Genomic DNA, 17,660 nt, shown 5'->3' on the forward strand with positions numbered 1-17,660 from the left:
TTCCTGCCCAAGATTTAAGCAATTTATCCTCAGGCCATGTTTTTCGGGCCTCTCCGGCCATTGGGGTCTGCTTGCCCACAAAGTTATCCACAGCAAAAGTGGATTGTTACAGATCGACCTGCCGGCCAGATCACGCGCATAGACGATCTGGACAAACGAGTGTTTTCCGCCTAAAAAACAGCGCCGGTTGGGGCCATAATCGCCCGCACGCTGGCAGAGCGGCGCCACCTCGGCGCCAGGCTGTCTTTTCCGCATTTCTGGATAGGGGTCGCCCGTTGTTTTCGATCATACAAGCCGCCGGTTGGCCCATTTGGCCCTTGCTGATTTGCTCGGTCATTGCACTCGCCTTGATCATTGAACGGTTTTCCAGCCTGCGCACCAGTCGTGTCGCGCCCAGCCGCTTGCTCGACGAAGTGCTAGGCATCACCAGTCAAGGCCTGCCCACGCCCGATGTGGTCAATCGTTTGGCCGAACATTCGCTGCTGGGTCAGGTCTTGGCGGCCGGTTTGCGCGCCGTCACCACCGAGCCGAGGATGCCGGCGGCCAAGTTGCAACAGGTATTCGAGTTGGCGGGCAGGCGCGCCATTCATCAACTGGAGCGTTACTTGAATACGCTGGGCACCATCGCCACCGCCGCGCCGCTATTGGGTCTGCTCGGTACCGTCGTCGGCATGATCGAGATTTTTGGCAGCCAAGGAGGTGGAGGCGGCAACCCCGCGCAGATGGCGCACGGCATTTCGGTGGCGCTGTACAACACCGCACTGGGCTTGATGGTCGCGATCCCTTCGCTGATGTTCTACCGCTATTTCCGCGGTCGGGTGGAGGAATATGTGCTGGAACTGGAACAGTCCAGCGACCGCATGTTGAGCCACTTGCAACGTTTCACCGGCTGAATCCGCAATGAAATTCAGGCAGCGCCGCAGCGAGGATCCGGAGATCAATCTGATCCCCTTCATCGACGTTTTGTTGGTGATTCTGATCTTTTTGATGCTCTCGACCACCTATTCCAAGTTCACCGAACTGCAGATCACATTGCCGGTGGCCGACGCCGAAAAACTCAAAGACCGGCCGCGCGAAATCATCGTCGCGGTGGCAGCCGATGGGCGTTACGTGGTGAACTCGCAGCCGGTTGAGGGCCGCGCGGTGGAACTGCTGAGCGCCGCCATGAGCCAGGCAGCCGAAGGCCGTGCCGACAGCGTGGTGATCGTCTCGGCCGACGCCGCGGCCGCTCACCAGGCCGTCATCAATGTGATGGACGCGGCCCGGCGGGCTGGTCTGTCGCATTTGACCTTTGCAGCCCAAGCCAACGCGCAGTGATCGCGCATTGCTGACCCCTTGAGCGTGAATGCCTGGGCCCAGCGCCTGCAAGCGCAATGGTATGGCGGCGGCGGCGCATTCGCCGATTCGCTGCGGCCACTTGCTTGGGCTTATGGCCTGCTGCTGAAGCTGCGCCTGGCCGCCTACAGCAGGGGTTGGTTGCGCACCGAGTCTTTGCCGGTGCCCGTCATCGTGGTCGGCAACTGGATCGTCGGCGGTGCCGGCAAGACCCCGACCATTCTGGCCCTGCTGACTCAGTTGCAAGACCTGAAGCTTGGCGTCGGCGTGATTTCCCGCGGCTATGGCCGCTCGGATGATGCGCCGCGCCTGGTCAGTCGCGATTGCACGGCAGGCCAGGTCGGCGATGAGCCGCTGCTGATTCATTTACGCAGCGGCGTGCCGGTGGCCGTGGGGCGGGACCGCGTCGCGGCGGCTAGGCTGTTGCTGCAAGCCCACCCCGAGCTGCATATCCTGCTCAGCGATGACGGCCTGCAACATCTGCGCTTGCCGCGCGACTTGTCCGTGCTGGTGTTCGATGAGCGCGGCCTGGGCAACGGCCGCTTGCTGCCCGCCGGCCCCTTGCGCCAAGCCGCTTGCAGCCGCCTGCAAGCGCATGAACTGGTACTCTATAACGCCGCTCGCCCCAGCACTCAGCTGCCTGGATTTATGGCGCGGCGCAGCCTGGCCGGCGCGGTCAGCCTGGCAGATTGGTGGCGCGGCGAGCCGGCGCGGATCGAGACTTTGCATGCCTTGCGCGGCCGCAAACTGCTGGCCACCGCCGGCATGGCCCACCCGCAGCGCTTCTTTGACATGCTTGCCGCGGAGGGCCTGACTTTTGAAGCAATGCCTTTGGCCGACCACTTTGACTTCGGCAACCTGCCCTGGCAGCGTGGCGGAAATTCTGGATTTGAAGATGTACTGTTGACCGAAAAAGACGCCGTCAAGCTGCAGCCCCAGCGCTGCAAGGACGCCCGTGTCTGGGTGGTCACGCTAGACTTCAGCCCCGAACAAGCTTTTCAGCAGGCCGTAGAGAATCGCCTTGAGCATCTGCTGCGGCCTGCCAACCTGACCCCGAAAAATGGATAACCGATTGTTGGAAATGCTGGTCTGCCCGCTTTGCAAGGGGCCGCTGGAACTCAAGCGCAGTGAAACCGCCCAGGAACTGATTTGCTATGCCGACCGACTGGCTTACCCAGTGCGGGACGGCATCCCCTTGATGCTGGAGAACGAGGCCCGCGCGATCGACCCCGAGACCGAGACCCGACCCAGTCGGACGCCAAGCCCATGAGCTTCAGCGTTATCGTCCCGGCACGCTTGGCGTCCACGCGCCTGCCCAACAAGCCACTGGCCGACATCGAAGGCCTGCCGCTGATCGTCCGAGTCGCTCAGCGCGCCGCGCTGTCCAAGGCTGCCCAAGTCATCGTCGCCACAGATTCTCAAGCGGTCATCGACGCCTGCCGAGCCCATGGCGTGCAGGCCTTGCTGACCCGCGCCGACCATGTTTCGGGCAGCGACCGACTGGCCGAGGCCTGCGAGCAACTCGGCCTGGACGGCCAGGACATGGTGCTGAATGTGCAGGGCGACGAACCGCTGATTGAGCCGGCAATGATCAACGCCTGCGCCGAGTTGCTGCGCGCGCGGCCGCAATGCGTGATGAGCACGGTGGCCCATGCACTCGACGATGCGGCCGAGTTTGCCAACCCCAATGTGGTCAAGGTGGTGCTGGACCAGCAGGGCCTGGCCCTGTATTTTTCACGCGCCCCGATTCCCTGGTGGCGCGATGGCGCCACAGCCGCCCTGCCGGCACCTCTGGCCGGCTCGGCGCTGCGCCATGTCGGTTTGTATGCCTATCACGCCGGCTTCCTGCGGCGCTTTCCGACGTTGGCGGTCAGTCCCCTGGAGCAGATCGAGTCGCTTGAGCAGCTCAGGGTCTTGTGGCATGGCGAGCGGATCGCTGTCCACGTCAGCGCGGAGAGGCCCGGGCCGGGTGTTGATACGCCGGAAGACCTGGAGCGCGTGCGAGCGATCATCAGAACCGCTGCCCCGAGCGCCAACTCAAGCCAAGTTACATAGAGGAACAAGCTGCGGCCGCGTCAGCTTGACGTAGGCTCGCCCATGCTATCCTCGCCGCCTATTGATGCGCCCCCGAGACCCATGCTCGGGGCTGCCGTTGGAAGGGCCGCCGAACTAGTCCGGCGACTGTTTTGAGACATAACAAGGAGACCCATGCGACTGATTCTTCTGGGCGCCCCCGGCGCCGGCAAAGGCACTCAAGCCGCCTTCATCTGCCAAAAATTCGGCATCCCGCAAATTTCGACCGGTGACATGCTGCGTGCGGCCGTCAAGGCTGGCACCGAAATGGGCGTCGCCGCCAAGAAGGTGATGGACGCCGGCGGCCTGGTGGGTGATGACATCATCATCGGCCTGGTGAAAGAGCGCATTGCTCAAGCCGATTGCGCCAATGGCTTTTTGTTCGACGGTTTCCCGCGCACGATTCCGCAGGCCGATGCAATGAAGTCTGCCGGCGTCAAGCTGGACCTGGTGCTTGAGATCGACGTGCCCGACAGCGCCATCATCGAGCGCATGAGCGGCCGCCGTGTTCACCCTGCCTCGGGTCGCACCTACCACGTCAAGTTCAACCCACCGAAGGTTGAAGGCGTGGACGATGCCACCGGCGAAGCGCTGGTGCAGCGCGATGACGACAAGGAAGAAACCGTCCGCAAGCGCCTGGAGGTCTATCAGGCCCAAACGCGGCCGTTGGTGGATTACTACTCGCAGTGGGCGGCTCAAGGCGACGCTAATGCCCCCAAATATCGGTGCATCGCCGGCATCGGCTCGGTTGACGAGATCACCCAACGCGCCTTGACGGCCTTGGCCTGATTGCTAGAAACCCCGAACAAAGCCGCTTGATCGCGGCTTTGTTTTTGCCCGACAATTAACGTTTACGTAAACGTCAACATTGACGCCAACTCAAGGATAGAAAATGGAAATCGCAGGTAAGGTATTCATCGTCACCGGCGGCGCGTCGGGCTTGGGCGAAGGCACGGCACGCATGTTGACCGCACATGGCGCGACCGTCGTCATAGCCGATTTGCAGGCCGAGCGTGGCGAAGCGCTGGCGGCCGAGTTGGGTGGCGCCTTTGTGCGCGCCGACGTCAGCCAGGAGGCCGATGGTCAGGCCGTTGTCGCCAAGGCCCTCAGCCTGGGCGCCTTGTTTGGTCTGGTCAATTGCGCCGGCATTGCGCCGGCCGCCAAGACCGTCGGCAAAGACGGTGCTCATTCGCTGGCCGCCTTCAGCAAGGTCGTGACGGTCAACTTGATCGGTTCCTTCAATATGATCCGACTCGCCGCCGAGGCGATGTGCAAGAACACGCCCGAAGCCACCGGCGAGCGCGGCGTGCTGATCTCGACCGCCTCGGTAGCTGCCTTCGACGGGCAGATCGGCCAAGCGGCCTATGCCGCATCCAAAGGCGGCGTGGTAGGCATGACGCTGCCGATCGCCCGCGATCTGGCCCGCAATGGCATCCGCAATATGACCATCGCGCCCGGCATCTTCGGCACACCGATGCTGTTCAGCATGCCTCAAGAGGTGCAGGATGCATTGGCCGCCGGCGTGCCCTTCCCTTCGCGCCTAGGCACACCCGCCGACTACGCCAAACTCGTCCATCAGATCATCACCAATGAAATGCTCAACGGCGAGGTGATCCGGCTCGACGGCGCGATCCGGCTGGCGCCAAAATAACTGACTAAGCTTGTGTGCCAGACCGCCCTTGCGTAGAGAGTAGCTCTGGCACCAACTGACTAGAAAGGCAGTCCAGAAGTAAAAAAGGGCCTGATCGAATCGATCAGGCCCTTTTTACGTTCGGAAGGCTAAGCAGCTATCAGCGCTTGGCGCCGCGCGTCTGCACGATCCACAAACGTGCCAGATCGGCGGCGCCGTCCGTGCCCTTGACGGCACGCCAGGTGGCGGTCGCCTTCTTGTCATCACCGGCCATCATCTGCGCCATGCCGAGATAGAGCTTGGCATCTTCCGGGCGCTTCAGCGTGTCTTTCTCGATACCGGCTTCGATCATCTTGACACCCTTGGCAGCCTCGCCGCGGAAGGCATAGGCCAAGCCCAGCGAGATCATCGCATTGCCGTCCTTGGACTCATTGGCCGAACGCTCGGCTTCCACTTGGCCGGCCTTGGCCTCAGCAATGCGCTTGTTCATCAAGTCGAGTAAACGCTTATGGCGAGCACCTTCGGCGCCCTGACCCAAAACGCCTGCGGCCAAGCCCTTGTCCACCACCGACTTGCCTTCTTCGGGATAACCGGCTTGAGCCGCCAACTGCGCGAACTCCATATAGTCATTGGCATCGCGCATATTGCCGGTGGCCAACTTCAAACGGTATACGTCCAGCGCAAAGCGGTCCGAGAAACCCTTCTTCTGCGGCAGCGTGCCCAAGACTTGCACCCACAATTCCTTGCTCGGGTAGTAGGCCAGCAACTTGCTGATGGCCATTTGCTCGGCATTGCCGTCCTTCTGGCGCATCGCAGCACCCAGCAGCAAATTGAGCTTGTCTTTTGACGGCGTGCGGCCGGCCTTTTCGTCGGCATTAATTTCGGCTTCGGTGTCCTTGATGACTGCGCCCATGTCGCCGGAATTGAACTGCGCGGTAGTCAGGACCTGCTTCATGGTGGGGCTGTTTCCCCCTTCCTTGAAGTAACGCTGCGCCCAAGTCAGTGCCCGGGCGTTATCCTTGTTGCGCAGATAGGTGCCGGAGATCGACTCCATCATCCGCAACTGCTCCGGCTGCGCCAAACGGCCGCTGGCCTTCAAGGCTTCAAAACCCTTGACCATCGCCTCGGTATCGCCGGCGCCTGACGCGGCAGCCACACGCATCGCTTCGATGTTGTAATTCTCGGTTGCATTGCGGCCGCTGACGGCTTCCGCCTCGGCAACTTTGCCGAGCGCGTCCCGGTACTTGCCGGACTTGATCAAGGCGCTCGCATCCTTGAGGCTTTTGCCCACAGCAGGCCGCACACCTTCGGACTGCGCATGCGCCGGCGCCAAGCCCAGCTGGCCATCAGGGGCCGAGCCCATCACAAACGCCATGGCGCCAATCGCCACCAGGGACAGGGTCTTGAACTTCATCGTTAGCTACTTTCTGCGAAAAATTTTTTATCGTGACGTTTGGGCGAAATACCGGTGAGGCCTCAGCGAAAAAAAACGCGCAACCCTTGCAGGCAGCGCGTTTTTCACTTCACTCGATGCTCATGCGTCGAGCCGCGTCACTTGACGTATTGTTCGTTACCGACCATGCCCATCTTCTTGACACCCAAGCGCTGCGCTGCGGCCATCACGGCCGCCACGCTGCCGTACTCGGCCAGCTTATTGGGCTTGATGTGCACTTCAGACTGATCGGGTTCGGCCGCGACTTCCGCCAATTTCGCCTCAACCGAAGCTTGATTGGCCAGCGCCACGCCGTCCCAGCTGACCGTGCCGTCAAAGTCGATGAAGACTTCATGCACGACCGGGTCCTTCAGCGGTTGCTGAGTGCTCGGAGGTGGCATGTCCAGATTCACCGAGTGCAACTGGATTGGAATCGTGATGATCAACATCACGATCAACACCAACATCACGTCAATCAGAGGCGTCGTGTTGACGTCCATCATCACTTCGGGCTCGTCGCTTCCGGACGAACTGCCTACATTCATACCCATGTCTTATCCCTTCAATCAGCCGCCACGCTCGGGTGGCTGCGTGACAAAGCTGACTTTCATGATGCCGGCGCGCTGAGCGGCGTAAACCACACGGCCAACCGATTCGTAACGCGCACCGCTGTCGCCGCGCACATGCAGTTCGGGTTGAGGATTCAACACCGAAACCTTGCCCAAACGCTTGACCAACTCATCGGTGTCATTGACTTGGGTGGTGTTCCAGTAGATGTCGCCATCCTTGGTCACCGAGATATCAATGTTCTCAGGCTTGGTCACACGGGCGATATTGGTTTCGCTAGGCAGCTTGACCTTGACCGCACTGATGACCGCTGGAATGGTGATGAGGAAGATGATCAAGAGCACCAACATCACGTCCACGAGGGGAGTGGTGTTGATGGTCGAAACCACTTCGTCTTCGCCGGAAGAGGATCCGACATTCATGCTCATGGCGTCTTCTCCGCGTTGAGTGTTGCTTGAACGCGAGAATTAACGCTTGGAGACTTGACGGTTGCCCATCAACACGCCGTGCACGTCAGCGGCGAAAGCACGGATCTGGCCCATGACTTCCTTGTTGCGGTTCACCATCCAGTTGTAGCCCAACACCGCAGGCACAGCCACGGCCAGACCGAAAGCGGTCATCAACAGCGCTTCACCCACTGGTCCGGCAACCTTGTCGATCGATGCCTGGCCGGCAACGCCAATGGCGGTCAGCGCTTGCAAAATGCCCCACACCGTACCGAACAAGCCGATGAACGGCGAGGTCGAACCGACGGTAGCCAAGAAGCCCAGACCGCCTTGAACGCGGCTGTTGACTTCGCTCACCGAGCGCTCAACATTCATCGTGACCCAGCTGCTGTGGTCGATGTTCTCGGTCAAAGCACCTTCGTGATGCTCGGAAGCCTCAATCGCGGAAGCCGCGATGAAACGGAAGGCGCTGCCCTCGCTCAGGCCCTTGATGCCCTCGGCCAGCGAGGCCTTCTTGAAGAAGTTGGTGCGCACGGTCTTGGCCTCAGCAGCCAGCTTATGCGAATCCCACAGCTTGGTGATCAGGATGTACCAGCTGCCCATCGACATGATGACCAGCAAGGCCAACACGCCCTTGGACACGAAGTCGCCGTGCTCCAACATGGCCTTCAGGCCATATGGATTGTCCACAGGCTTGGCGGCTGCAGCAGCCAGCGGAGCGGCGGCTTCGGCAGCCGGTGCGGCACCTTCAACAACCGCCGAGGCAGCGTCGGCTGGCTTGGCTTCTTGAGCGTGGACTGGGGAAACGGCCATGGCCGTAGCAAAAGCGATAGCGGCGAACAGGCCGGAAATACGAGAGATCATGGAGTCAGCTCCTGCGGATGAAATCGGAATCAGATTGAGAAAAACAAGGCCAGAGGATGATCCGGCCCCATAGATGAGGACTTAGCGAGTTCTTATTCGATCTTGAATTGGAACTCTTGTTCGAACACGTGGTCACCTGGGCATTCATAGGTATCGCGCAAGGTTTCCTCGATCGCTGCAACCAGCGCTCGCTGAGCCTTACGGTCAACACCGCTGCGCAGGCTCTGCACTTCGATGCCAGAGACACGACCCGACTTGACCGTTGCCACGACCCGGAACAAGGCTTCGCCGCTCCAGTTCACCGATGGCACTTCTGGCTTGCCCATCTTGGTGCAAACCATACCCGCCTTGACCGGACCGGTACGTGCAGGTGCAGGTGCAGGCGGCGCCGCTACGACCGGCGGCGGCGCTGCGCGCACTTGCTGCTGCGGAGGCGCGACCTGGGTCGACGCGATCGCAGGCGCCGGTGGTGCTGGCGCGGTCACCTGGAACTCAGGTGGCGGAATAAATGGCGGTGGTGGAGCCTTCAGATCAGGCGGCGGCAATTCGATCTTTTTGATCTCCTCTGGCGGCTTGACCTTCTCTTCAATCACCTTGGTCTCGATTGGACCCGTCACGGCTTCAACCGCCTTGCGGGCCAAACCACTGGCAATCGCCCACACGAGCAACACGTGGATCAAAACCACGATGCCGAAACCCATGAAACGTGACGAGCCGTTCTTCTCCTGCGCAAAGTTCATGCGCGCTCCTTCATAAGACTGCGAAATTCTTCCATCAAGACGCGAGAGCAATATTCCGCTCTGCGCAGTGCCCGTCTCGAACCTGAGGCTTTCATCTACTTGCTCGCCGCAGCGACCTCGCCATCACAGCAAGACCACAAGACGACTCAAGTCGACCGATTGCCACTTCAAAAAAAATGCCCGTCAGCTTTGGGCCGCGGGCCTCACCGAAGGCCAGAGCCTTACTTGCAGCTTGCAGCAAGAGCTCAAATCTTCAGCGCCCCGGATCATAAACGAGTTCGAAAGCCACTCGATCATGGGGATTTCCCGAAGAAGAGCCCAGCACCGACCAGAGTTACCAAGCGGCATCAAGCCTTCTTCCGTCTGGTATTTTACTGGTATCAGCAAGGTCCAACATCCCCATTGCCCTAGGGTTTTCACTTATTTGTCACCCTAAATTACAAAACATCTGAGCACAAAAAAGCCCATGCATTGCATGGGCTTTGTCACTACAGACCGAGGTTTAGAACTTGGCGTTAAAGCCCAAGGTAACCCGACGGCCCAGCGCGTCATAGACGACCGGATAGGTGTTGCCGTTACCGAACGGAGCACCCGTATTCAAGACCGGTGGATCCTTGTCCAGCAAGTTGTTGATGCTGGCGCTGAGCGTGATGTTCTTGGTGAGCTTATAGCCCATAGCCAAGTCAAGATAGCTGACAGCCTTGATGTTGGACTGACTTTCTGCCACGTCTCCATGCAATTGCGGGTCGTCGCTGGTCAGCTGATTTTTGGCGTTACCGAAATAGCGCCATGTCAGCGTGGTCGACAAGCCGAACGGCGCCGTCCATGTGCCGCGCAATTTGTGGCGCCATGTTGGAGCCGGGTTGCCGCAGGTGGTACCGAAGTAGCCGGCGCAATCAAAAGCACCCTTGCCCGGCTGCGTTTCGGCCTTGGCCTCCAACAGATAGGTTCCCATCACGCTGAAGTCCAGCTTACCCATGTCGCCCATGCGCATGCCATAGTCCAGGCCGAAGTCGACGCCCTTGGTGCCGATCTTGGCCACGTTGATATTGGTCGAAATCACCTGCGCTTGCGGCAACAGCCACAGCGTACCCTTGCTGTCACGGGTGATCAGCTTGCAATAGGCTGGATTGCCAGTGTTCAAGCACTCATTCACCGAGCCGTCCGGCGGCAAGCTGCCGATCGCTTTTTCGATCTGGATGTCGAAATAGTCCACCGAGAAGGTCATGTCCTTGATCGGATTCAAAATCACACCAAAGGTCATCGAATTTGATGTCTCGGGCTCCAGCAAGGGGTTACCGCCGAACAGGCCGTTGTACTGACCCGCCGTGCTGTCCACAATCTTGCCGTATTGCGCCGCAGTCACGCCGGTGTTGGCGCATTGAGCAGCGGTGGCAGTAGGCTTATCGCCGGCGCAAGGATCCGACTCCATGTTGAACAAACCACCCGCCTGGGACGAGAACAACTCGACCACATTGGGCGCGCGAACCGCAACTTGGTAGCTACCGCGAACCTTGACCTCCTTGATGGGCGACCAATCCAGGCCGGAACCCCAGGTATTGGTCTTCGGGCCGGTGCTGTAGTTAGAGTGGCGATAGGTGGCATTCAGATTCAGCGCATAGGCCAAAGGCATGCGCTCAAACACTGGTACCCGCACCTCACCAAAAATGTCGGTCACCGAATACTCACCCTCGGTACCAATGGTTGGGCCGCCCTGGCCCGCCAGGTCACCGCTGGTGAAGGCCGCATCCGTCTCAAGTTGCAAGCGCTCGGTACGGCGCTCCAAACCAAAAGCCACACCCACACCGCTCTTGGCGGTTGGCAGCTTGATGCCGTATTCGGTCAAATCACCGGCCAAGCTGGCACCGAGCACTTGCTGCTCGGTGTAGCCCTTTTGAAAGCCGGGGGTGGCCAAATACTTCACCGCCGCAGGATCAACCTTGCCCAGTGACCAGATGTTATAAGGCACGCAGTTTGGGTCGACACCACTGGCGAAGCTGCGGCAAACCGGTTTGCCATCCTTATCCGCCACCACGTCCATCGCGCGCTGAATACGGACTGTCGAGAAGTCGTTCTTGTACGTTTCTTGGTAGATCACCTTGCCGATCTGGGCAAATGCGTCATAGGACCAAGCACCGATATCACCCTTGACACCGGTCACAGTGCGGTAAGAGGTGTGGCGAATGTGGTCCTGCCGCCCGCCGCCCTCAACGTTACGGCGCGCGATCTGCAGGTCCGCAGTGTCACCGGGCTTGTTGAAAGTCGTTGGCGTATCTGCCTCCTGGTTGGAGGCGTGCAACTGCGCCTTCCAATCAGCGGACAACAATGGGTTCTCGAATTTGATCGAATTGACGCCGGAAAAGTCGGTGCCGAACAAACCGCTAGGCGCAATCTGCGCCACGGTGTTGTCATCGTGGAAGGAATTTAGCGTGTAAACGCGTACCTTGTCATTGATGTCGAAATGGGCGGAAGCCGTGACCGAATAGCGCGTTGAGGGGCGCTGAAAGTAGTTGGTCGGGCCGAAGTTGAATACATCGGTGGCGGCTTTAAAAGGACGCGTAGTTCCATTCGCATCTGCAACGGTGCGACTTCCGGTATTGAGGAAGAAGCGGCCCGGGTAGCTGGTACTGGAGCCACCGCAAGTGAAGGTCGCGCCGGCTGGATTCAGTGCGCAAGACGAAAAGTCGCGCTCCGACTGCAGCAAAGCATCGGTTTGGTTGCGGGTGAAGTTGATGGTGGCATTGCCCTTGTTGTCGGCAAAGTTGCCGCCCATCGTCAGGTTGAACTCACGCACCTTGCCGTCGGCGCTCTTGTTGCCTGGCAATGCGAAACCGCGCGCCTCAACAATGCTGGCGACCGAATTGCCTTGCTGGTGGTTGAAGAACTGGTAGCTACCGTCGACCTCAACGCCCTGGAAGTTATCCTTCAAGATGAAGTTGACCACGCCGGCTACCGCGTCGGCACCGTACACGGCCGAGGCGCCACCGGTCAGCACTTCAACGCGCTGAATCATCGAGACGGGGATTTGATTCAAGTCGGCAGCCACATTGCGCGGGCTACCGGCCGGCATGCGCCGACCATTGATCAGGACCAGGGTCCGGCTTGAACCCAGATTGCGCAAATTGACGGTCGCGGTGCCCGAGGCGCCGTTGGAGACCGAGCCGCCAAAGTCGGCCATCACCTGAGGCAGATTATTCAACAAGCCCTCGGCGGTACGGATACCGTCGGCCCGGATCGACTCGGCGCTCAGCACGATGATCGGGCTGGTGCTTTCGGTGTCGATGGTGCGGATGCGCGAACCGGTCACTTCGACCCGTTGCAGGCTTTCCTGGGCCATTGCGACGCCGGACAGCGCGCTGCCCAAGGCCAACAAGACCGCGACATTGATGCGTTTTCTTTGGAACATTGTGAACTCCGTAATAGAAGAACTGGGGGTTGTGTATTGATGCGTACACAGGACAGGACAAGCCAAGCTGGGCCCAACACCTTGCGGGAGCATGTTCGGCTCTGCATTCGGTGATTCCAGTGTCCTGCCGTGCGCCGAAAAGGCACCCCCGTGATCTCCCTTAGAGATCGCTCTATGACTTAATTCACCCCCCAAAGCGAGCGTTTACCCTGTGAAATTTGATGTTTCAAATGCACAAAACGTTGCCACGAAACGACGGTAAATATATTTGCAAAAAACAAATTCGGATCAAAGGGCCATGGCGAACGACTTCCGGCTGCCGTCGCCGGCTGCGGCCGCGCATTGGCCGCAGCCGGCAGCTTGGCGGAACTGGTCTCGCTTGCAAACCCAAAAGGTTTCATCGAGTTTCAACGCGCAGCGCAATAGAACGCCCGCGCCGCTCGATAGAACTCATTGCGCGTGCGAATGCTCGCCAGCGTCACCATGCTCATGCTCATGCTTGAGCAGCGGATCGTTCTGCCAGCCAAGTAGCACATTACGCCCTTGCACCACCAGATCAACCTTGGCGCCGACGGGCAGGCAGACCTTGGTGTCGACATGACCGAAAGGCAGGCCGGTCAGGATCGGCGTCTTGGTGACGGCGCGCACCGCAGCGATGGCCGACTTCAGGTCATAGCCCCGGTCCAGCGGCGAGGCACGCCAACCACCAAAGTCACCCAGCACGATGGCCTTTTGCGCGTCCAACACGCCCGCTTGCGCCAACTGCAAAAGGCTGCGTTCGACCCGGTAGGGGTGTTCGTTGATATCTTCCAGGAACAGCACGCCGCCCTTGATGCGCGGGAAATGCGCGGTACCCAGCATCGAATTGACCATGCACAGATTGCCGCCCCAGAGCTGGCCACGCAGGCACAGGCCGTCAAAACCCTTTTCGGTGCGAAAGCCCACCGCCTCCAACTGCCCGCTCATCGCCTCGGTGAAACAGTCCTGCGTGACATCGTCAACGCCGCCGTCTTTGTCCGAGCGGCCAAAATCCACCCCCAGCGGGCCGGACCAGCTGACCACGTGCGGGGCCTTGGCATGCGTGAGTAGCCCCAACTGCAAGGCGGTCAGGTCGCTCTGCCCGACCCAGCGGGTGCCCTGCTCCACACTTTTGGCCAGCAGCTTCCAATCGATGCGGTCCAGCAAACGGGTCAGGCCGTAGCCGCCACGCGTGGCCAGCGCCACGCTGGGGGCCGCAGCCGCGACGCGGTGGATAGCGGCGAGGCGGGTGTCGTCGTCACCACCAAAGCGCTGGTGCTTGTCGAAGGCCGCTTCGTCAATGCTGACCTCGAAGCCAAGCTTGGCCAGGCGTTTGGCGGCGCGCTTGATCGGCTGGGCCTTGGCCAGCACGCCGGCCGGGGTGTAGAGGGTCAGTGAGTTGCTCATGATGGATGGTCCGTAACAGTGAAATCCGGCAACACATCGAGATGCGTCACGTCGCCGGTGGGGATGGGTTCAACAGGCGATTGAGCCAAGGCACGTAGGGCGGCTCGACGTTCGCGCGCGGCCTCGCGGCGCTGGGCAAAAAACTCGCGCAAGAGCTGCGCCGAGGGTTCGGCCAGCACACCGCCCTGAATACAGGTGTGGTGATTGAGTTGCGGCTGATCAAATAGATTGAGCACCGAGCCGGCCACGCCGGTCTTGGGGTCGGTGGCGGCGAACACCACTCGCTTGATGCGCGCATGCAGCATCGCCATCGCGCACATCGCGCAAGGCTCCAGCGTCACGAAAAGCTCGCATTCCGGCAAACGGTAATTGCCCAGCAAGGTGGCGGCATGGCGCAAAGCCACGATCTCGGCATGCGCGGTCGGGTCATGCGTGGTGATGGGCCGGTTATAGCCGGTGGCAATCACCTGGCCCGCACGCATCACGACGGCGCCGACCGGCACCTCGCCGGCCAACCAGGCGTTCTGCGCCTGGTCGAGCGCAATGCGCATCGCGAATTCGTCGGTGGCGCTGCTCGGCATCACCTGACCGGGGGTCAGATCGATCAAGGCATGGCCTCGGACGCCCGCTGAGCAGCCTGCTGCGCGGCTTGCTGCAACTGCCGGCGCACCGCGTCAGGGGTCGCGGTCGACGCCGATGCCGCCCCAACCGAAGTCGGCGCCTGCAATTGCTGCGCCTGCTTCTTCATCATGCCCATCACGATCGCAAAAGCGATCACCAGACCCAGAATGCTCAAAGCAGCGCGCATGGCTCAGTCTCCCTCGATTTGAATCACTCCCACTCGATCGTTGCCGGAGGCTTGCTCGACACGTCGTAGGTGACCCGGTTGATGCCGCGCACCTCGTTGATGATGCGACCCGACACCTTTTTCAGCAGACCATAAGGCAGTTCGGCCCAGTCGGCCGTCATGAAGTCGCTGGTCTGCACCGCACGCAGCGCCACCACATAGTCGTAGGTGCGGCCGTCGCCCATCACGCCCACGCTCTTGACCGGCAAGAAGACGGTGAAGGCCTGGCTGGTCAGCTCGTACCAGTTCTTGCCGGATTCGGCATCCTTCCAGCCGCGCAACTCTTCGATGAAGATGGCGTCCGCCCGGCGCAGGAGGTCGGCATATTCCCGCTTGACCTCGCCCAGAATCCGCACGCCCAGACCGGGGCCCGGGAAGGGGTGGCGATACACCATATCGGCCGGCAGGCCTAGCGCCACGCCCAAGGCGCGAACTTCGTCCTTGAACAACTCGCGCAGCGGCTCCAGCAGCTTCAGCCCCAATTGCTCGGGCAGGCCGCCAACATTGTGGTGGCTCTTGATCGTGATCGCCTTTTTGGTCTTGGTGCCGCCGCTCTCCACCACATCGGGGTAGATGGTGCCTTGAGCTAACCATTTAGCGCCCTTGACATGGTCATGCGCTGCCTTGAGCTTGGCCGCCTCTGCCTTGAAGACCTCGACGAACTCGCGGCCGATGATCTTGCGCTTTTGCTCGGGGTCGGTGACGCCGGCCAGATGGCCCAGGAACTGCGCCTCCGCCTGCACATGAACGACCTTGGCGTGCAGCTTGCCGGCGAACATCTCCATCACCATCGCACCCTCGTTCAAGCGCAAGAGGCCATGGTCGACAAACACGCAGGTCAGCTGATCGCCAATGGCGCGGTGAATCAACGCCGCTGCGACCGAGGAGTCAACCCCGCCGGACAGACCCAGGATGACTTCCTCGTCACCGACCTGCTCGCGGATCTTGGCGACGGCTTCTTCGATGTAGTCGCCCATGATCCAGTCGCCCTTGCAGCCGGCGATGTCGCGCACAAAGCGGGTCAGCAACTCCTGACCCTTGACCGTGTGTGTCACCTCGGGGTGGAACTGCACCGCGTAATAGCCTTTTTCTTCATTCGCCATGCCGGCGATCGGGCAGCTCGGTGTCGAGGCCATCAGCTTGAAGCCAGGCGGCATCGCGGTGACCTTGTCGCCATGGCTCATCCAGACCTTGAGCATGCCGTGCCCTTCCAGCGTGGCGTGGTCCTGGATGCCATCAAGTAACCTGGTGTGGCCATGGGCGCGCACCTCGGCATAGCCGAATTCGCGGTGGTCGCTGGCCTCGACCTTGCCACCGAGCTGTTCGGTCATGGTGAACATGCCGTAGCAAATGCCCAAGACCGGCACGCCCAGATCCCAGACCGCCTGCGGCGCGCGCAACTCGTGGTCTTCGTAGGTCGAGGCATGGCTGCCGGACAAGATGATGGCCTTGGGCGCGAATTCACGGATGAACTCGTTGCTGACGTCATTCGGGTGAATCTCGCAGAACACCGCCGCATCGCGCACGCGGCGGGCTATCAGCTGGGTGACTTGGGAGCCGAAATCGAGGATCAGGACTTTGTCATGCATAGCTTTTCTCTCTTCTTAAAACTGGTATTCAAGCCACAGCCGGCGCGGCAGACCGAGTGCGGGCGAAATGCCGCCAAGCGAACATCAGCGACAGCGCCTGCAGCCCGGCACAAAAATAGAACGGTGCGCCGATGCGCCAATCACCCTGAGGGAAATCGGCGACGAAATAGATCAGCCCCGGCCCGACCACCGGTGCCAGCACGGCCATGATGCTGTTAAGCGAAGACACCGCGCCCATCGTCTCGCCTTGCGTCGAGGCGTCGGCGGCATTCGAGATCAGGCTTTGCATCGCGGCATTGACGGCAAAGCCGAGCAGATTGAAGCCGATGATGGCGTACATCATCCAGCCCGCCGTCGAGGCGCCCCAGACAAAATTCGTCAGCGTACTGGACAGCAGGCCCAGCACCACCAAGCGCTGCGGGGTGAAGATTTTCAGCAGGCGCGGCAGCAAAAAGCCCTGCACCAACACCGACATCACGCCCACCGCAAACAGCGACCAGCCGTTTTCTTTGGGGCCCCAGCCGAATTTGAAATGTGTGTAAAGCACCCAGCTGGACTGCAGAATCATCTGCGCCAGACCCGACAGCCCGATCACAAAAACCAAGGGACCGACGCCCTTCAGCCCGCTCAACTTCTTGAGCGCATTGACCGGATTGGCGCGCCGCCAAGAAAAGGGCCGACGGTTCTCGGGCTTCAGCGATTCCGGAAGCACAAAGAAGCCATAGCACCAGTTGATCAAGGCCAAGGTACCTGCCACATAAAACGGCAGATGCAAATCGATAGCACCCAGGATGCCGCCCATCACCGGGCCGAGAATAAAGCCCATGCCGAAGGCTGCGCCGAGCATACCGAAGCGCTTGGCGCGCTCATCCGGCGAGCTGATGTCGGCCACATAGGCATTGGCGACCGAGGCATTGGCCTGCATCGCCCCGCTGACCAGACGCACCGCCACCAGCATCCACAAGGCGGTGGCCATGGCCGTGACGAAAAAGCTCAACGCCAGGCCGCAAAAACCGATCAGCATCACCGGCCGGCGGCCGTAACGGTCGGACAAGGCGCCCAGAATCGGCGAGCCGATGAAATTGGCAAAGCCGAAAGCAAAGGCCACCATCAGATAGGCCAGCGTGTGATTGGCGGCCGAACTGGTGAAGCTGCCCACCAAAGGCGGCAAGACCGGGATGATCAGGCCGATCGAGATCATGTCGATCAACACCGCCACCATGATGAAACCCATGCCGGCCACCCTGCCCTTGGCCACCTTGCTTGGCTCTGTCTCGCTGCTCAATCGAATTCCTTGCTGCTACTC

The 17,660-nt window shown here is 60.5% G+C and carries 18 protein-coding genes; 7 read left to right on the forward strand and 11 right to left on the reverse strand.

Annotation, left to right across the window (positions count from 1 at the left end; genetic code table 11):
* Positions 1-275: 275 nt before the first annotated feature.
* From LNV07_RS14645 to LNV07_RS14675, 7 genes are all read left to right on the forward strand, one after another.
* Positions 276-893: a MotA/TolQ/ExbB proton channel family protein gene (locus LNV07_RS14645; protein ID WP_263571901.1), complete on the forward strand. Its 618-nt coding sequence runs from the start codon at positions 276-278 to the stop codon at positions 891-893.
* 7 nt (positions 894-900) lie between these two features.
* Positions 901-1,317 carry an ExbD/TolR family protein gene (locus LNV07_RS14650; protein WP_263571902.1) on the forward strand — a complete coding sequence of 139 codons (417 nt, stop codon included), beginning with the start codon at positions 901-903 and terminating at the stop codon, positions 1,315-1,317.
* 24 nt (positions 1,318-1,341) lie between these two features.
* Positions 1,342-2,403, forward strand: coding sequence for a tetraacyldisaccharide 4'-kinase (gene lpxK / locus LNV07_RS14655; protein ID WP_263571903.1), 1,062 nt, complete (start codon positions 1,342-1,344; stop codon positions 2,401-2,403).
* Positions 2,396-2,605, forward strand: a complete 210-nt coding sequence (locus LNV07_RS14660; RefSeq protein ID WP_263571904.1) for a Trm112 family protein — start codon at positions 2,396-2,398, stop codon at positions 2,603-2,605. Before lpxK ends, LNV07_RS14660 begins: the two co-directional genes overlap by 8 nt.
* Positions 2,602-3,390 (forward strand): 3-deoxy-manno-octulosonate cytidylyltransferase, encoded by a 789-nt coding sequence (gene kdsB, locus LNV07_RS14665; protein WP_263571905.1) that lies wholly within the window; start codon positions 2,602-2,604, stop codon positions 3,388-3,390. Before LNV07_RS14660 ends, kdsB begins: the two co-directional genes overlap by 4 nt.
* Before the next feature lie 153 nt (positions 3,391-3,543).
* The gene (gene adk / locus LNV07_RS14670) at positions 3,544-4,197 is read left to right on the forward strand and encodes an adenylate kinase (protein ID WP_263571906.1); all 654 of its coding nucleotides are present in this window, start codon (positions 3,544-3,546) and stop codon (positions 4,195-4,197) included.
* 103 nt (positions 4,198-4,300) lie between these two features.
* Complete coding sequence (locus tag LNV07_RS14675) at positions 4,301-5,059, forward strand: 3-hydroxyacyl-CoA dehydrogenase (protein WP_263571907.1); 759 nt, start codon at positions 4,301-4,303, stop codon at positions 5,057-5,059.
* 139 nt (positions 5,060-5,198) lie between these two features.
* Here the strand turns inward: LNV07_RS14675 and LNV07_RS14680 are convergent, their stop codons facing one another.
* From LNV07_RS14680 to LNV07_RS14730, 11 genes are all read right to left on the reverse strand, one after another.
* On the reverse strand, positions 5,199-6,452 hold the full coding sequence (locus LNV07_RS14680; RefSeq protein ID WP_263571908.1) for a hypothetical protein: 1,254 nt from the start codon (positions 6,450-6,452) through the stop codon (positions 5,199-5,201).
* 137 nt (positions 6,453-6,589) lie between these two features.
* Positions 6,590-7,021, reverse strand: coding sequence for an ExbD/TolR family protein (locus LNV07_RS14685; protein WP_263532065.1), 432 nt, complete (start codon positions 7,019-7,021; stop codon positions 6,590-6,592).
* Positions 7,022-7,036: 15 nt separating this feature from the next.
* Positions 7,037-7,465, reverse strand: coding sequence for an ExbD/TolR family protein (locus tag LNV07_RS14690; RefSeq protein ID WP_263571909.1), 429 nt, complete (start codon positions 7,463-7,465; stop codon positions 7,037-7,039).
* Positions 7,466-7,504: 39 nt separating this feature from the next.
* Positions 7,505-8,347, reverse strand: coding sequence for a MotA/TolQ/ExbB proton channel family protein (locus LNV07_RS14695; protein ID WP_263571910.1), 843 nt, complete (start codon positions 8,345-8,347; stop codon positions 7,505-7,507).
* A gap of 92 nt (positions 8,348-8,439) precedes the next feature.
* Positions 8,440-9,087, reverse strand: coding sequence for a hypothetical protein (locus LNV07_RS14700; protein WP_263571911.1), 648 nt, complete (start codon positions 9,085-9,087; stop codon positions 8,440-8,442).
* 502 nt (positions 9,088-9,589) lie between these two features.
* Positions 9,590-12,493, reverse strand: a complete 2,904-nt coding sequence (locus tag LNV07_RS14705; protein WP_263571912.1) for a TonB-dependent receptor plug domain-containing protein — start codon at positions 12,491-12,493, stop codon at positions 9,590-9,592.
* A gap of 450 nt (positions 12,494-12,943) precedes the next feature.
* Positions 12,944-13,918, reverse strand: coding sequence for an LD-carboxypeptidase (locus LNV07_RS14710; protein ID WP_263571913.1), 975 nt, complete (start codon positions 13,916-13,918; stop codon positions 12,944-12,946).
* Complete coding sequence (tadA, locus tag LNV07_RS14715) at positions 13,915-14,499, reverse strand: tRNA adenosine(34) deaminase TadA (RefSeq protein WP_263572077.1); 585 nt, start codon at positions 14,497-14,499, stop codon at positions 13,915-13,917. Before tadA ends, LNV07_RS14710 begins: the two co-directional genes overlap by 4 nt.
* A gap of 23 nt (positions 14,500-14,522) precedes the next feature.
* Positions 14,523-14,726, reverse strand: a complete 204-nt coding sequence (locus tag LNV07_RS14720) for a hypothetical protein (protein ID WP_263571914.1) — start codon at positions 14,724-14,726, stop codon at positions 14,523-14,525.
* 23 nt (positions 14,727-14,749) lie between these two features.
* Positions 14,750-16,354, reverse strand: a complete 1,605-nt coding sequence (gene guaA / locus LNV07_RS14725) for a glutamine-hydrolyzing GMP synthase (RefSeq protein WP_263571915.1) — start codon at positions 16,352-16,354, stop codon at positions 14,750-14,752.
* Positions 16,355-16,382: 28 nt separating this feature from the next.
* The gene (locus LNV07_RS14730; RefSeq protein WP_318013732.1) at positions 16,383-17,639 is read right to left on the reverse strand and encodes an MFS transporter; all 1,257 of its coding nucleotides are present in this window, start codon (positions 17,637-17,639) and stop codon (positions 16,383-16,385) included.
* Positions 17,640-17,660: the final 21 nt, after the last annotated feature.

It is taken from the genome of Roseateles oligotrophus (assembly GCF_025717515.1).
In the GTDB taxonomy this organism is placed as follows: Bacteria; Pseudomonadota; Gammaproteobacteria; order Burkholderiales; family Burkholderiaceae_C; genus Paucibacter_A; species Paucibacter_A oligotrophus.

Bases quoted from the DNA above. Each gene is read 5' to 3' on its own strand.
- kdsB (WP_263571905.1), top strand. From the start codon at position 2,602: ATGAGCTTCAGCGTTATCGTCCCGGCACGCTTGGCGTCCACGCGCCTG.
- LNV07_RS14705 (WP_263571912.1), bottom strand. From the start codon at position 12,493: ATGTTCCAAAGAAAACGCATCAATGTCGCGGTCTTGTTGGCCTTGGGC.
- LNV07_RS14695 (WP_263571910.1), bottom strand. From the start codon at position 8,347: ATGATCTCTCGTATTTCCGGCCTGTTCGCCGCTATCGCTTTTGCTACG.
- LNV07_RS14720 (WP_263571914.1), bottom strand. From the start codon at position 14,726: ATGCGCGCTGCTTTGAGCATTCTGGGTCTGGTGATCGCTTTTGCGATC.
- LNV07_RS14650 (WP_263571902.1), top strand. From the start codon at position 901: ATGAAATTCAGGCAGCGCCGCAGCGAGGATCCGGAGATCAATCTGATC.
- LNV07_RS14660 (WP_263571904.1), top strand. From the start codon at position 2,396: ATGGATAACCGATTGTTGGAAATGCTGGTCTGCCCGCTTTGCAAGGGG.
- adk (WP_263571906.1), top strand. From the start codon at position 3,544: ATGCGACTGATTCTTCTGGGCGCCCCCGGCGCCGGCAAAGGCACTCAA.
- LNV07_RS14685 (WP_263532065.1), bottom strand. From the start codon at position 7,021: ATGGGTATGAATGTAGGCAGTTCGTCCGGAAGCGACGAGCCCGAAGTG.
- tadA (WP_263572077.1), bottom strand. From the start codon at position 14,499: ATGCCGAGCAGCGCCACCGACGAATTCGCGATGCGCATTGCGCTCGAC.
- guaA (WP_263571915.1), bottom strand. From the start codon at position 16,354: ATGCATGACAAAGTCCTGATCCTCGATTTCGGCTCCCAAGTCACCCAG.
- LNV07_RS14690 (WP_263571909.1), bottom strand. From the start codon at position 7,465: ATGAGCATGAATGTCGGATCCTCTTCCGGCGAAGACGAAGTGGTTTCG.
- LNV07_RS14710 (WP_263571913.1), bottom strand. From the start codon at position 13,918: ATGAGCAACTCACTGACCCTCTACACCCCGGCCGGCGTGCTGGCCAAG.
- LNV07_RS14675 (WP_263571907.1), top strand. From the start codon at position 4,301: ATGGAAATCGCAGGTAAGGTATTCATCGTCACCGGCGGCGCGTCGGGC.
- LNV07_RS14700 (WP_263571911.1), bottom strand. From the start codon at position 9,087: ATGAACTTTGCGCAGGAGAAGAACGGCTCGTCACGTTTCATGGGTTTC.
- LNV07_RS14680 (WP_263571908.1), bottom strand. From the start codon at position 6,452: ATGAAGTTCAAGACCCTGTCCCTGGTGGCGATTGGCGCCATGGCGTTT.